At 74.3% G+C, this 13,546-nt stretch carries 14 protein-coding genes and 3 riboswitches; of the genes, 11 read left to right on the forward strand and 3 right to left on the reverse strand.

What is annotated here, in order from left to right; translation table 11 throughout:
- Positions 1–7 precede the first annotated feature (7 nt).
- From J7523_RS09690 to J7523_RS09725, 8 genes are all read left to right on the forward strand, one after another.
- Positions 8–1,483: an amidohydrolase gene (locus J7523_RS09690; protein ID WP_291885519.1), complete on the forward strand. Its 1,476-nt coding sequence runs from the start codon at positions 8–10 to the stop codon at positions 1,481–1,483.
- A gap of 218 nt (positions 1,484–1,701) precedes the next feature.
- Positions 1,702–1,962 carry a phosphoribosylformylglycinamidine synthase subunit PurS gene (gene purS, locus J7523_RS09695; RefSeq protein ID WP_291885522.1) on the forward strand — a complete coding sequence of 87 codons (261 nt, stop codon included), beginning with the start codon at positions 1,702–1,704 and terminating at the stop codon, positions 1,960–1,962.
- Entirely contained in the window at positions 1,962–2,657 is a 696-nt protein-coding gene (gene purQ / locus J7523_RS09700) for a phosphoribosylformylglycinamidine synthase subunit PurQ (RefSeq protein ID WP_291885525.1), read from the forward strand. Before purS ends, purQ begins: the two co-directional genes overlap by 1 nt.
- Positions 2,658–2,664: 7 nt before the next feature.
- Entirely contained in the window at positions 2,665–3,669 is a 1,005-nt protein-coding gene (locus J7523_RS09705) for a GNAT family N-acetyltransferase (RefSeq protein WP_291885527.1), read from the forward strand.
- 101 nt (positions 3,670–3,770) lie between these two features.
- Positions 3,771–3,863, forward strand: a riboswitch (SAM riboswitch).
- 6 nt (positions 3,864–3,869) lie between these two features.
- Positions 3,870–5,021 (forward strand): LLM class flavin-dependent oxidoreductase, encoded by a 1,152-nt coding sequence (locus J7523_RS09710; protein WP_291885529.1) that lies wholly within the window; start codon positions 3,870–3,872, stop codon positions 5,019–5,021.
- A gap of 40 nt (positions 5,022–5,061) precedes the next feature.
- Positions 5,062–6,441 carry an NtaA/DmoA family FMN-dependent monooxygenase gene (locus J7523_RS09715; protein WP_291885532.1) on the forward strand — a complete coding sequence of 460 codons (1,380 nt, stop codon included), beginning with the start codon at positions 5,062–5,064 and terminating at the stop codon, positions 6,439–6,441.
- Between the two features lie 28 nt (positions 6,442–6,469).
- Entirely contained in the window at positions 6,470–7,273 is an 804-nt protein-coding gene (locus tag J7523_RS09720) for a DUF1684 domain-containing protein (RefSeq protein ID WP_291885535.1), read from the forward strand.
- 106 nt (positions 7,274–7,379) lie between these two features.
- Positions 7,380–7,901 (forward strand): pyridoxamine 5'-phosphate oxidase family protein, encoded by a 522-nt coding sequence (locus J7523_RS09725; RefSeq protein ID WP_291885538.1) that lies wholly within the window; start codon positions 7,380–7,382, stop codon positions 7,899–7,901.
- A 5-nt stretch (positions 7,902–7,906) separates the two neighbouring features.
- Here J7523_RS09725 and J7523_RS09730 read toward each other — a convergent pair whose 3' ends face one another.
- From J7523_RS09730 to J7523_RS09740, 3 genes are all read right to left on the reverse strand, one after another.
- Entirely contained in the window at positions 7,907–8,548 is a 642-nt protein-coding gene (locus J7523_RS09730) for a DUF1345 domain-containing protein (protein ID WP_291885541.1), read from the reverse strand.
- A gap of 91 nt (positions 8,549–8,639) precedes the next feature.
- The gene (locus tag J7523_RS09735) at positions 8,640–9,911 is read right to left on the reverse strand and encodes an O-succinylhomoserine sulfhydrylase (protein WP_291885544.1); all 1,272 of its coding nucleotides are present in this window, start codon (positions 9,909–9,911) and stop codon (positions 8,640–8,642) included.
- On the reverse strand, positions 9,908–10,327 hold the full coding sequence (locus J7523_RS09740; RefSeq protein WP_291885547.1) for a rhodanese-like domain-containing protein: 420 nt from the start codon (positions 10,325–10,327) through the stop codon (positions 9,908–9,910). The genes J7523_RS09735 and J7523_RS09740 overlap by 4 nt, the downstream gene beginning before the upstream one ends.
- Before the next feature lie 4 nt (positions 10,328–10,331).
- Positions 10,332–10,432: riboswitch (SAM riboswitch) on the reverse strand.
- A gap of 117 nt (positions 10,433–10,549) precedes the next feature.
- Positions 10,550–10,664, forward strand: a riboswitch (SAM riboswitch).
- Between the two features lie 41 nt (positions 10,665–10,705).
- Here J7523_RS09740 and J7523_RS09745 point away from each other — a divergent pair.
- The 3 genes from J7523_RS09745 to J7523_RS09755 all read left to right on the forward strand — a co-directional run bounded on the left by J7523_RS09745 (position 10,706) and on the right by J7523_RS09755 (position 13,545).
- On the forward strand, positions 10,706–12,115 hold the full coding sequence (locus tag J7523_RS09745; protein WP_291885549.1) for an aminotransferase class V-fold PLP-dependent enzyme: 1,410 nt from the start codon (positions 10,706–10,708) through the stop codon (positions 12,113–12,115).
- Between the two features lie 73 nt (positions 12,116–12,188).
- The gene (locus J7523_RS09750; protein WP_291885551.1) at positions 12,189–12,911 is read left to right on the forward strand and encodes a DUF2510 domain-containing protein; all 723 of its coding nucleotides are present in this window, start codon (positions 12,189–12,191) and stop codon (positions 12,909–12,911) included.
- Positions 12,912–12,957: 46 nt separating this feature from the next.
- Positions 12,958–13,545, forward strand: a complete 588-nt coding sequence (locus tag J7523_RS09755; protein WP_291885554.1) for a GNAT family protein — start codon at positions 12,958–12,960, stop codon at positions 13,543–13,545.
- The last annotated feature ends 1 nt before the right edge of the window (position 13,546 follow it).

Below are 13,546 nucleotides of genomic sequence, written 5' to 3' on the forward strand. Positions count from 1 at the left end.
CGGAGGTGTGAGGAACATCACATTTGCGACAAATCACCCCCTGGTCCTGACGGGTGCGCGGCGCGTCGGCGAGCCCGAGCCGGTCGACGTGCTCGTGCGCGACGGGCGGGTCTCCGCGATCGGCGCGTCCCTCGGCGTCGACCCGCGGACGGAGCGCGTCGCGCTCGACGGCCGGTTCGTCGTCCCCGGACTCTGGGACGCGCACACGCACCTCACGCAGTGGGCGCTCGCCCGCCGTCGGCTCGACGTGTCGGGCGCTCGTTCTGCAGCGGAGGCGGTCGCACTCGTCGCCCGACGGGTGGCCGCCGACCCGCCGCCCGACGGTCTGCCGCTCGTCGGTGCGGGCTTCCGAGACGCCCTCTGGCCCGACGCGCCGACGGCGGCCCTGCTGGACGAGGTCACCGGGGACGTGCCCGTCGTGCTCGTGTCCGGCGACCTGCACTGTGCGTGGGCGTCGACCGCCGGCCTGCGGTTCCTCGGCGTCACGCACCCCACCGGGCTGCTGCGCGAGTCCGAGTGGCTCCCGCTGCAGGGCGTCGTCGACCACGTGCCCGACGACGTCGCCGACGAGCTCGTCGCCGACGCGCTGCACGCCGCCGCCGCGCGGGGAGTCGTCGGTGTCGTCGACCTGGAGATCGCCGACAACCTCGCCGTGTGGCGCCGCCGTCCCACCCCGCCCGTCCGGGTGCGCGCCGGTGTCTGGGAGGACTACCTCGACCGCGTCGTCCGCGAGGACCTGCACACCGGCGACCGGGTCGCCGACCTCGTCGAGCAGGGCCCGTTCAAGGTCATCACCGACGGTTCCCTCAACACGCGCACCGCGTACTGCCACGACGCCTACCCCGGCACGACGAACCACGGCGTCCTCTCGGTCCCGCCCGAGCGGCTCGTCCCGCTCATGGGGTACGCCCGCGCGCACGGCCTGTCGTGCGCGATCCACGCGATCGGCGACGCCGCCAACGCGCACGTGCTCGACGCGTTCGCCGCGACGGGCGCGACCGGGTCCGTCGAGCACGCGCAGCTGCTCACCGACGCCGACGTCGCCCGGTTCGCCGACCTCGGCGTGGTCGCGAGCGTGCAGCCCGAGCACGCCATGGACGACCGCGACGTCGCCGACCACCACTGGGCCGGCCGCACGGGACGGGCGTTCGCGTTCGGCGCGCTGCACCGGGCCGGCGTGCGGCTCGCGCTCGGGTCGGACGCACCCGTCGCGCCGCTCGACCCGTGGGCTGCGATCGACGCCGCCGTGTGGCGGGCGCGCGACGGGCGCGACGCGTGGCATCCCGAGCAGCGGATCGACGTGCTCGCGGCGCTCGCGTCGTCCGTCGACGGACGGCCGCTCGGCCTGCGAGTGGGGGACCCCGCCGACCTCGCCGTGCTGGACGCGGACCCGCTGGTGCTCGGGGCCTCCGTCGGGGCGCTGCGCGGGATGCCGGTGTCGGGCACCCTCGTCGCGGGGCGGTGGGCGCACCGGACGCTGTGACGAGCCCCGGACGCCCGGCAGGCCCGCCGCCGCCGAGGCCGTTGCTTCTCGTCGAGACCGTGGCCTGCAACCCACGTCCTCGACGACAACCCACGCCCTCGACGGGAACGCCCGACCGGCCGTCGTCGTCGGTCCGCGGACACCGCCAAGGGCCTCCGTCCCGACTGGCTACACTGACCGCCGACCCCCCACCGCCGCGCGAACACAGGAGCACCCCCGTGGGACGAGTCGTCGTCGACGTCATGCCGAAGCCCGAGATCCTCGACCCGCAGGGCAAGGCCGTCGCCGGTGCACTGCCGCGGCTGGGCTTCGGCCAGTTCGCCGGGGTGCGCCAGGGCAAGCGGTTCGAGCTCGAGGTCGACGGGCCGGTGACCGAGGAGATCCTCGCCGCCGCGCGCGCCGCCGGTGAGCAGGTCCTGTCGAACCCGGTGATCGAGGACGTCGTGGCGGTCTACGAGGACACCGAGGTCTCGGCCTGATGGCCCGCATCGGCGTCGTCACGTTCCCCGGCACGCTCGACGACCGGGACGCGGCCCGCGCGGTCCGGCTCGCCGGTGCCGAGGCGGTCTCCCTCTGGCACGCCGACGCCGACCTGCACGGCGTCGACGCCGTGGTCCTGCCCGGTGGCTTCTCGTACGGCGACTATCTGCGCGCCGGCGCGATCAGCCGGTTCGCGCCGGTCATGGGCGAGATCGTCGACGCCGCGCACCGGGGCCTGCCGGTGCTGGGCATCTGCAACGGCTTCCAGGTCCTCACCGAGGCGCACCTGCTGCCCGGCTCGATGATCAAGAACGACCACCTGCACTTCGTCTGCCGTGAGCAGGTGCTGTCCGTCGAGAACGTCGACACCGCGTGGACGCGCGACTACACGCAGGGCGAGCGGATCACGGTCCCGCTGAAGAACCAGGACGGCCAGTACGTCGCCGACGAGCGCACGCTCGACGAGCTCGAGGGTGAGGGCCGGGTCGTCTTCCGGTACCAGGACGTGAACCCCAACGGTTCGCGTCGCGGCATCGCCGGCATCACGAACGCGGCCGGCAACGTCGTCGGCCTCATGCCGCACCCCGAGCACGCGGTGGAGCCGGGCTTCGGTCCCGACGGTGCTCGCGGCCCCCGCACGGGCACGGACGGCCTGCGGTTCTTCACGTCGGTCCTGCACGCGCTCGTCGGCTGACCGGCGGATGAGCTCGACCACCCGGACCACCGAGCTCGTCGTCGTCGACTGGGACGACCCGGACGCCGCCCGGTTGCGCACCGCCCAGCAGGCGGAGCTGCGCGCCCGGTACGGTGACGACGACATCGGCCACACCATGACGGGCGAGTCGATCGCGGCGATGGTGCTGCTGCGGGTCGACGGCGAGCCCGTCGCGTGCGGCGCGATCCGTGACGCGTCGGACGAGCTCGGCGCCGGGACCGGTGAGCTGAAGCGGATGTTCGTGCTGCCGGAGCGCCGCGGTCAGGGCCACTCCCGCACGGTGCTCGCGGAGCTCGAGCGGATCGCGACCGGCCTCGGCTGGCAGCGCCTCGTCCTCGAGACGGGTGTGCTGCAGCCCGAGGCGATCGGCCTGTACCTGCGGGCCGGCTACCGGTCGATCGACAACTTCGGCGAGTACGCCGAGGTCATGGACTCGCGCTGCTTCGAGAAGTCCCTCGCCCCCCAGGCTGCTCGCGTGAGCCGCGCCGAGACGATCGACGAGTCGCGGGTGACCGTCGAGCACGTGACGTGGGACGACGAGGACGCCGCTGCCCTGCGCCGGGCGATGTGGGCGTGGAACTCCGTCCGGTACCCCGCGTACGTCGCGGAGGTCGAGGACGGCATCGGGTACGACGCCGACGACGCCCAGCAGGGGATCGGTGTCGTGTCGACGCTGGTCGCCCGCGTGGATGGCCGCCCGGTCGGGACGGCGGCGCTCCGGCTGGCCCGCGACGGCTATCCGGCGGGCTCGGGCGAGCTGAAGAAGCTCTATGTCGACGACTCGGCCCGTGGCGCCGGGGCGGCGAGGGCGCTCCTCGACGTCATCGAGCAGGACGCCCGCGCGCAGGGCATGACGAGCATCGTGCTCCAGACGGGCATCCGGCAGCCCGAGGCCGTCGGGCTGTACCTGTCGCTCGGCTACCGCCCGGTCGTGCCGTTCGGCCCGTACGGCGCGGACTTCACGTCGCTCTGCTTCGGCAAGCAGCTCTGACCGGGTTCCTCCGGCCCTGACCAGCGGCGCGGCCCGTCTCGGATCGCGGGACGACCGACTCCATCCCTAGGCAGGACGGGTCCGCGTACGTACCGTGCGCGCGCCCATCCCGAGCGACCGAGAGACCTGGCTCGTCGACGTCGCAGCAACCCCCGACCTGGTCGGTGCGGGTGCTCCTGCCAGGCCGATGGAGGAACCGCATGAGTCGCGCACGTCCCTTCCGCCTCGCCGTCGAGCTGTCCGGCGCGGGGGTCCACCCGGCGGCGTGGCGGCTGCCGCACGCCGACGCCGCCCAGGTGTTCACGGCCCCCTACTGGGTGCGGCTGGCGCAGCACGCCGAGCGGGCGGGCGCGACGCTCGTCGTGCTCGACGACACCAGCGCCCCTGTCCGCGAGCAGCACGGCGCGCTCGTCGGCGGGCTCGACGCGATCGGTGTCGCGTCGCTGCTCGGCCCGGTGACGAGCCGCGCGGGCCTCGCCCCGGTGGTCCCGGTGACGTACCTGGAGCCGTTCCACGTCGGCAAGGCCGTGCAGACGGTCGACCACGTGAGCCTCGGCCGCGGCGCGGTGCAGGTCGGCATCGCAGCGGCGGACGGGACGCCAGGCGCGGACGACGAGGCCCGCCGGTACGACGAGCGCACGCCGCGCGACGTCGACGCGGCGTGGCGGGAGGCCGACGACGTCATCGAGGTCGCCACCCGGCTGTGGGACTCGTGGGAGGACGACGCCATCGTGCTCGACGAGGTCGCCGACCGGTACATCGACCGGGACCGCGTGCACGCGATCGAGTTCAGCGGCGAGTTCTTCTCCGTGCACGGTGCGTCGATCACGCCGCGCTCACCGCAGGGTCGCCCGGTGCTGGTGCTCCGCGGTGACGACCCGCGCGCGCTGGCGGTCGCGGCCCGGCGCGCGGACGTGGTGCGGGTCGCGCTGGACGACGCGACGCCCGCCCGCGTGGACGCCGTGCGTGCCGCCGTGGCCGACGCGGGCCGCGACCCCGCCACCGTCACGGTGCTGGTGGACGTCGAGGTGCTGCTCGGCGCGGTCGACTCCGAGGCGGGTGCCCGGCTGCGGACGCTCGACGACCTGACGCGCCGCCGCCCGGCGGCGAACGAGCTGGTCGGTGGGGTCCTCGGCGTCGCCGACGGCCTCGTGGACCTCGTCGCGCGCACCGGCGCGGACGGCGCCACCGTCCGGTCGCTCGCGCACGCGACCGACCTCCCGCTGCTCGCCGACGGCGTCGCGCCGCTGCTCCGCGACCGCGGCCTGCTCGTCGAGCCCACCCCCGGCGGCACGCTGCGCGACGTGCTCGGCCTGGCCCGCCCCGCCAGCCGGTACGCGACCGCCCGCTGAGCCCGCCCGCGACCACGCACGAGACCCCGAGAGCGACCCCATGCCGAAGAAGCAGATCCACCTCGCCGCCCACTTCCCGGGCGTCAACCACCACACCGTCTGGACCGACCCGTCCCACCGCCCCGAGACGCAGTCGTCGTTCGCGTCCTTCCAGCACCTCGCCGCGACCGCCGAGCGCGGGCTGTTCGACTTCGTCTTCCTCGCCGAGGGTCTGCGGCTGCGTGAGCACCGCGGGCAGCTCGTCGACCAGGACGTGGTCGGCCGCCCGGACACGTACGCGGTGCTCGCCGCGCTCGCGGGCGTCACGACACACGTCGGTCTCGCGGGCACCATCAACGCGACGTTCAACGACCCGTACGAGCTCGCGCGGCAGTTCGCGACGCTCGACCACCTGTCGGCGGGCCGGGCGGCGTGGAACGTCGTGACGTCGTCGGACGCGTTCCACGGTGCGAACTTCCGGCGAGGCGGCTACCTCGCGTACGAGGACCGGTACGAGCGGGCGCGCGAGGTCGTCGAGGCGGCGCGTGCGCTGTGGGACGCGTGGGCGCCGGATGCCGTGGTCGCCGACGCCACGACGGGCGACTTCGTCCGGCCCGGTGCGCTCGGCACCGTGCGGACCGGTGGACGGCTCGTCGACATCGAGGCCGTCCCGTCGCTGCCGCGCCCCCCTCAGGGCCACCCGGTCATCATCCAGGCGGGCGACTCGGACGGCGGCCGCGAGCTCGCCGCCCAGGTCGCCGACGCGGTGTTCTCGCGGCACAGCGAGCTCGCCGACGGTCAGGCGTTCTACGCGGACGTCAAGGGCCGCCTGGCCCGGTACGGCCGCCGGCCCGACGACCTCAAGATCCTCCCGGGCGCGTCGTTCGTGCTCGGCGACACGGCCGCGGAGGCCGAGGAGCGGCTGCGCGAGATCCAGCACCAGCAGGTCCGGCCCAGCGTCGCGCGCGCGTTCGTCGAGCAGGTGTGGAACCAGGACCTGTCCGCGTACGACGTCGACGGTCCGCTCCCGGACGTCGACCCCGTGACGGACGCGCCGTCGGTCACGCAAGGCAAGGCCGGATTCTTCCGCGACCCGCTCGTGGTGGCGAAGCAGTGGCGCGAGCTGTCCGAGGCGAAGGGCCTGTCGATCCGCGAGCTCGTCATCCAGGTGATCGGCCGGCACTCGTTCGTCGGCACGCCCGCGCACGTCGCCGCCGAGATCGACCGGTACGTGCAGGAGGACGCGTCCGACGGGTTCATCCTCGTCCCGCACCTCACGCCGCACGGGCTCGACGAGTTCGTCGACCGCGTCGTGCCGCTGCTGCAGGAGCGCGGCTCGTTCCGCACGTCCTACGAGGGGACCACCCTGCGCGGCCACCTGGGTCTCCCGCCGGCCGACGCGTTCGGCCGCACCGCCGACGCCCTGGCCACCGTCTCCTGACCGTCCGGACCGCACCGAGGAGGACCGCATGACCACCACGACCGACACCGACACGTTCGTCGCCGACTGGCAGGCCTGGCACGACGCGCGCGAGGCCTACTACCGCGACCCGCACGGCTGGGTCGCGATCACCGCGATCCACTGGCTCACGGCCGAGCCGGTCACGCTCGACGGCGTCCCCGGCCGCTGGTCGGCGCCGGTCGGCGGCGTCCTGCGCCTCGAGGCCGCGGACACCGACGGCCTCACGCTCGCCGACGGCACGGTCGTCGACGGCACGGCCGAGCTCGACCCGGTCGAGGGCGCCCCCGGCCTGCACGTCCGCTCGGGCGACCTGCTGCTCGAGGTCGCCCGTCGCACGGGCCACGTGATCGTGCGCGTGCACGACCCGCTGGCCCCGCAGCTCGCCGCGTTCGAGGGCATCCCGACGTACGCGCCCGACGAGCGGTGGGTCGTGACCGGCCGGCTCGAACGGTTCGACGAGCCGCGCCGCGTGACGACCGGCGGTGTCGTCGAGGGCCTCGAGCACCACCACCGGGCGGTCGGTGTCGTGCGGTTCGCGATCGACGGCATCGACCAGGCGCTCACCGTGTTCGACCAGGGGGCCCGCGGGCTCGGCGTGCTGTTCCGCGACGCGACGAGCGGTGTCACGACCTACCCGGCGTCCCGCACGCTCACGCTCGGCCCGGTCGCCGAGGACGGCACGGTGACGCTCGACCTCAACCGCGCAGCCAACCTGCCGTGCGGTCTGACGCAGTTCGCGACGTGCCCCGTGCCGCCGCCCGAGAACGTGCTCACGGTCTCGGTCGAGGCGGGGGAGAAGTGGGTGCGCTGACCCTCGGAGAACAGCCGGGTCCGGGTGCGGTCGGGGCACGGTCGACCTACCGTGGCTCGACCGCCTCCGGCCGTCTCCGCGCCGGAGGCCCGACGAGGAGGTCGCGATGGCGCAGGACGACGTGCGGGAGCGCGAGACGCAGGACGACGACGTCGAGTCGCGCGTGGCCAAGGTCGCCGAGCTCATCAAGGACGCCCGCATCGCGATGCTCACCACGGTCGCGGCGGACGGCAGCCTCGTGAGCCGGCCGATGGGCGTGCAGGACGTGGACTTCGACGGCGACCTGTGGTTCTTCGCCGACGCCGACAGCCACAAGGTGGACGAGATCGAGCACGGCAGCCCCGCGAACGCCGCGTTCGCCGACCGCTCGTCGTGGGTCTCCGTCTCGGGGCCGGCCGAGGTGGTCCGCGACACGGCGAAGGCCCGCGAGCTGTGGGGACCGACCGCCCAGGCCTGGTACCCCGACGGCCCGGAGACGCCCGGCCTCGTGCTGGTGGTGCTGCACGGGCAGACGGCCGAGTACTGGGACTCCGCAGGCGGCCGGCTCGCCACCGCCCTGAGCCTCGTCAAGGCCGCGGTGAAGCACGAGCGGTACGACGGCGGCGAGAACGAGACCGTCCGGCTCTGAGCCGTTCAGAGGCCGCCGACGAGGTTGACGACAAGCGCGATGATCACGGTCCCGAACATGTAGGACAGCAGTGCGTGGGCCAACGCCGTCCGGCGGAACGCCGAGGACTCCAGGTCCGTGTCGGAGATCGCGAAGCTCATCCCGATCGTCACGGCGACGTACGCGAAGTCCGTGTACCGCGGCGGCTCGTCCTGGTGGAAGTCGATGCCGCCCGGCGTCCCGCCGAAGTACATGCGCGCGTACCGCAGGGCGAACACCGTGTGGATCGCCGCCCACGACGCGACGACGCTCGCGACCACCGCGAGCGTCGGCAGCGCCTTGCCGTCGTCGGGACCGACGAGCACGACGGTGACGCCGGCCAGGCTGACGATCGCCCCCGCGATCACGACGAGGTGCGCGCCGGTCCGGGTCGGCTCCTCGCGGACCGCGTGCGCCGCCGTCTGGCGCGGGTCCATCGGTCCGACGACGGCCCACGTGGTGACGCAGAACAGCACCCCGGTCGTCGCCCACCCGGCGAGCACCGCGACGACCGGCGAGGTCCACCGGACGACGAGCGCCACCACGACCCCCACGAGGACGCCGACGCCGAGGCGCGCGACGGGAGCGACGCCGTGGGTCGGACGTCGCGCGGGCGGGGTGACGGTCACCGGCCCAGTGAACCGCGCACCGGAGGCGTGGGGCCACGGTCAGCGTGTCCGGGTCGGGCGCAGGACCTCGGCACCACGCAGCCCTCCGCCGTCAGTCGGGCAGCCGGTCCAGCGCCTGCGCGAGGTCGGCGATCAGGTCGTCGGCGTCCTCGAGCCCCACGGACAGCCGCACGGTCGACTCGGCGATCCCCACCTTCGCGCGCCCCTCGGCACCGAGCTTGCGGTGCGTGGTCGTCGCGGGGTGCGTCACCATCGACTTCGCGTCGCCCAGGTTGTTCGAGATGTCGAGGATCCGCAACGAGTCGAGCACGCCGAACGTGGCCTTCTTCGCGACGTCGGCCGACGCGCCCTCGGGCACGCGCAGGTTGAACGTCACGACCGTCCCGCCGCCGGACTGCTGCGCGAGCGCGAGCGCGTGCTGCGGGTGCGACGCCAGGTACGGGTACCGGACGAGCGAGACGCCCGGCTGCTGCTCGAGCCACGTCGCCAGCCGCAGGGCCGACGCCGTCTGGTGCCGCACGCGCAGCGACAGGGTCTCGAGACCCTTGAGCAGCACCCACGCGTTGAACGCGGACAGCGACGGCCCGGTGTTGCGGATGAGCGTCTGGACGGGCCCGCGGACGTACTCCTCGCTGCCGAGGATCGCCCCGCCGAGCACCCGCCCCTGCCCGTCGATGTGCTTGGTCGCCGAGTAGACGACGACGTCCGCCCCGAGGTCGAGCGGCCGGGACAGCACGGGCGTCGCGAACACGTTGTCGACGATGACGAGCGCCCCTGCGGCGTGCCCGAGCCGGCTCACGGCGGCGATGTCGACGAGGTCCTGCATGGGGTTCGACGGCGTCTCGAAGAACACGACGTCCGCGGGCGTCGACAGCGCCTCCTCCCACTGGGAGAGGACGTGCCCGTCGACGTAGTCGGTGCGCACGCCCCACTTGGCGAGGATCTCGTCGAAGATCACCACGGACGACCCGAACAGCGCGCGGGCGGCGACGACGCGCGACCCCTGCTGCAGGACGGCGGCGAGCGCGGTGAACACGGCCGACATGCCGGTCGCGGTGGCGTACGCGGCATCGGCGCCCTCGAGCAGGCGGAGCCGCTCCTCGAACGTCGAGACGGTCGGGTTGTTGTACCGGGAGTACAGGAACCGGTCCCGCTCGCCCGCGAACGCCGCCTCGGCCTCGGCCGCCGAGTCGTACGTGTAGGCCTGCGTGAGATAGATCGCCTCGGACACCTCGTGGAACTCGGAGCGCACGAGGCCGCCGCGCACGGCGAGCGTGTCGGGTCGCAGGCTGTCGCGGGAGGCGCGACGGTCGTCCCAGTCGAGCGGACCGGGGACCCGGACGCCGTCCGGCCGGGCGCTCACCGCTGCCGCCACGGCAGGCCGGCGGCGCGCCAGCCCTCGTGCCCGCGCTGCCCGTCGGGCCCGATGCCGCCCTCGAAGCCGTCGAGCACGTTGTACGCCGGGCCGAGCCCGGCCGCCGTCGCCGCCTGCGCGGCCGCGACGGACCGCACGCCGGACCGGCACAGGAACACGACGGGCCGCTCGTCGCCGGGGGCGAGGCCCGCCTCGGCGAGCTGCGTGAGGAACTGCGGGTTCTGGCGGCCCGACGGCGCCTGCACCCACTCGACGAACGCGGCGCGCCCTCCGAGCGCGTCCGCGTCGGGGATGCCGATCTGCGTCCACTCGCCGTCGGTGCGCACGTCGACCAGCAGCGCGCGCTCGTCAGTCGTGACCAGGTCGAACGCCTCTTGCGGGGTCAGGTCGCCTGCGTAGCTCATCTCGCCTCCATCGGTCCTGGCGGTAGCACCCTCGGCCGGGCACGTGGTGCCCGCGGGTTGCTGCGGCGTCGTCGAGCCAGATCTCTCGGCCGCTCTGGATGGTGGGGCGATGCTACGCGGACGCGCCGACGCCCTCCAAGTGCTGGACACGGTGTCCCGTCATCCGAGACGCGCGGGGCGTCCCGTTGACACGACCAGGCGACCTTGGCGACCCTCTTTCCAGGTCATGAGCGCCAGCGCGAAGCCCCGGCTCGCTGGCCGGCAACCCTCCTCCGCGGCGGGGTGCCCCGGGTGACGACCTGGCTGGTCGCCGTCCGGCGTCCGGCAAGCGCGGGGTCCACCAGGCACGGTGTCCCCCCGAGCCTGTGGAGGACCACCATGACCGTCATCGCCGAGCGCGAGTCCTGTGCCGACGTCGCGACCGCGACGCTCCCGCACGTCGGCCCGCTGCTGCCCGTCGTCGGCGCCGACACCACGGTGCCCCTCGTCGACGGCACCCAGCGCGTCTACGCCAACCTCGACTACGCCGCGAGCGCCCCGGCCCTCGAGGCCGTCGCCGCCCGCGTCACCGAGGTGCTGCCGCTGTACGCGTCGGTGCACCGCGGCGCCGGGTACCTGTCGCAGGTCTCGACCGCGCTGTACGAGTCGTCCCGGCAGGCCATCGCCCGGTTCGTCGACGCGCGGCCCGACGACGTCGCGATCATCACGCGCAACACCACCGACTCGCTCAACCTGCTCGCCGGCGTGGTGCCCGCCGGTGGCCGTGTGCTCGTCCTCGACGTCGAGCACCACGCGAACCTGCTGCCCTGGGTGCACTCGGGCGGCCGGCACGGCAACACCACGACGATCCTGCCCATCGAGAAGACCGTCGCCGAGACGCTCGGCTCGCTGCGCGCCGAGCTGGCCCGCCTGCCGTACGCCCTGGTCACCGTCACGGGCGCGTCCAACGTGACGGGCGAGTCGCTCCCGGTCGACGAGGTCGTCGCGATCGCGCACGCGGCAGGTGCCCGGGTCGCCGTCGACGGCGCCCAGCTCGTGCCGCACCGCGGGTTCTCGCTGGCCGCGACCGACGCCGATTACGTCGCGTTCTCCGGTCACAAGACGTACGCGCCGTTCGGTGCGGGCGCGCTCGTGGGCCGCCGCGACTGGCTCGACACGGGCACGCCGTACCTCGCAGGGGGAGGTGCGGTGCGCGACGTCCGCTCCGACCGGACGATCTGGCAGCCTGCGCCCGCGCGTCACGAGGCCGGCTCGCCGAACGTCCTCGGCGCGATCGCGCTCGCCGAGGCGTGCGACCAGCTCGCGGCGCTCCCGGCCGGCGCGCTCACGGCGCACGAGGAGGCCCTGCGCGGCCGTCTCGTCGAGGGCCTGTCGACCGTCGAGGGGGTCGAGATCGCGCGCATCTGGCCCGACTCAGCCGACCCGGTCGGTGTCCTCACGTTCACCGTCCCCGGCCACGACGCCGGCCTGGTCGCCGCCTACCTCGCGGCCGAGCACGGCATCGGCGTGCGCGATGGTCGGTTCTGCGCGCACCCCCTGCTCGCCCACCTCGGGGCGACGGGTGGCGCGATCCGCGCGTCGGTGGGCGTCGGGACGACGAGCGAGGCCGTGGACCGCCTGGTCGACGCGCTCCGCACCTACCTCACGGACGGGCCGTCGTCGCGGTACGAGGTCGTCGACGCGTGCTGGGCGGTCGTGGACGACACGCGGCCGCTCGTCGAGGTGCACGGCCTCGACCACCTCGCCGCCACCGCCGCCGCCGCGTGCGGCCCCGCCCTCGACGACTGACGCCCCGGGTTCGCGCGGGCGACGGATCGGCGTCCGGCTGAAGTCGGCGCGGTGACGTGCCGATACGACGCGTGTGAGCACCGCGTCCGGCCAGGCCGAGAGCACGCCCGTCGCCGGGTGGTACCCGGATCCGCACGCCCCTGGTGCCCACCGGTGGTGGGACGGCAGCCGCTGGACGGAGCACACCCACGCGGGGTCCGCGGAACCGGCGGCGGGCGGCACCTCGGCCACCGGCGCCGTCCCGGGGTACCCGTCGCCGGCGGTCGGCGGCGTTCCCGGCTACCCGTCTGCCACGGCCGACGCAGGGGGCTTCGCGACGCCGTACCCGAGCACGACGTCGTACCCGGGCGCGGCCACGTACCCGAGCACGACGACGTACCCGAGCAGCGCCACCTACCCGAGCACGACGACGTACCCGAGCACGACGACGTACCCGAGCGCTGCCACGTACCCGGGCGGCGCCACGTACCCGGGCGCGGCCCCGACCTACCCCGGTGCGCCGTCCCCCTCCGGCACCTGGTCCGCGTCGGGTGCGTTCACGATGGACAAGCCGAAGAACGGCCTGGCCACGGGTGCGCTCGTCGCCGGGATCGCCGTGGTCCTCATCCTGCTGTTCACGGACTACGCGATCGCGTCGGGTCTGGCGATCTGGCTGGGGGTCAAGGCCGTCAGCAAGGCCCGCGCCATCCGAGCCGAGGGTTACCCGAAGGCAGTCGGGATGGGACGAGCCGTCACCGGCCTGGTCCTGTCGGGCATCTGTGCGGTGCTGCTCGTCCTGTCGTACGTGGTGAGCTGACCGGGCGCGCGGAATCGGCCTTGTGCGGCTGTGGCACCATCGCCGCATGCTGCACGACCTGACCCTCGAGGGCTTCGGCACCCGCCTCGTCCCGCTGCACGCGTCGCACGCGCCCGAGCTCGCGGCGTTCATCGACGACGACCTGTGGCGCGGCATGACGTCGCCGGTCCCGGTGGGGACGGCCGGCGTGGAGGCGACGATCGATGCGGCGACGGCGACCCCGGGCCGGCTCGCGTTCGCGGTGCTCGACGCGGCGACGGGCGAGGTCCGCGGCAGCACGTCGTTCTACGACTGGGAGCCGCGCATGGCGCGCGTCGAGATCGGTCACACGTACTACGCGCCGCGCTGGTGGGGCACGTCGAACAACCCGGCGTGCAAGCTCCTCATGCTGCGGCACGCGTTCGAGACGTGGGGGTGCGTGCGGGTGGCGCTGCGCGCCGACGCCCGCAACTCCCGGTCGATCGCCGCGATCACCCGCCTCGGCGCGACGCCGGAGGGGGTGCTGCGCAGCCACCGGGTCGCGCCCGACGGCTCCCGCGGCGACACCGCGTACTTCTCGATCCTGTCGGACGAGTGGCCCGCGGTCCGCGACGGGCTGCTCGCCCGGCTGACCCCGGCCCCAGCCGACGCCTGAC

It is taken from the genome of Cellulomonas sp., from assembly GCF_017744555.1.
Lineage (GTDB): Bacteria > Actinomycetota > Actinomycetes > Actinomycetales > Cellulomonadaceae > Cellulomonas.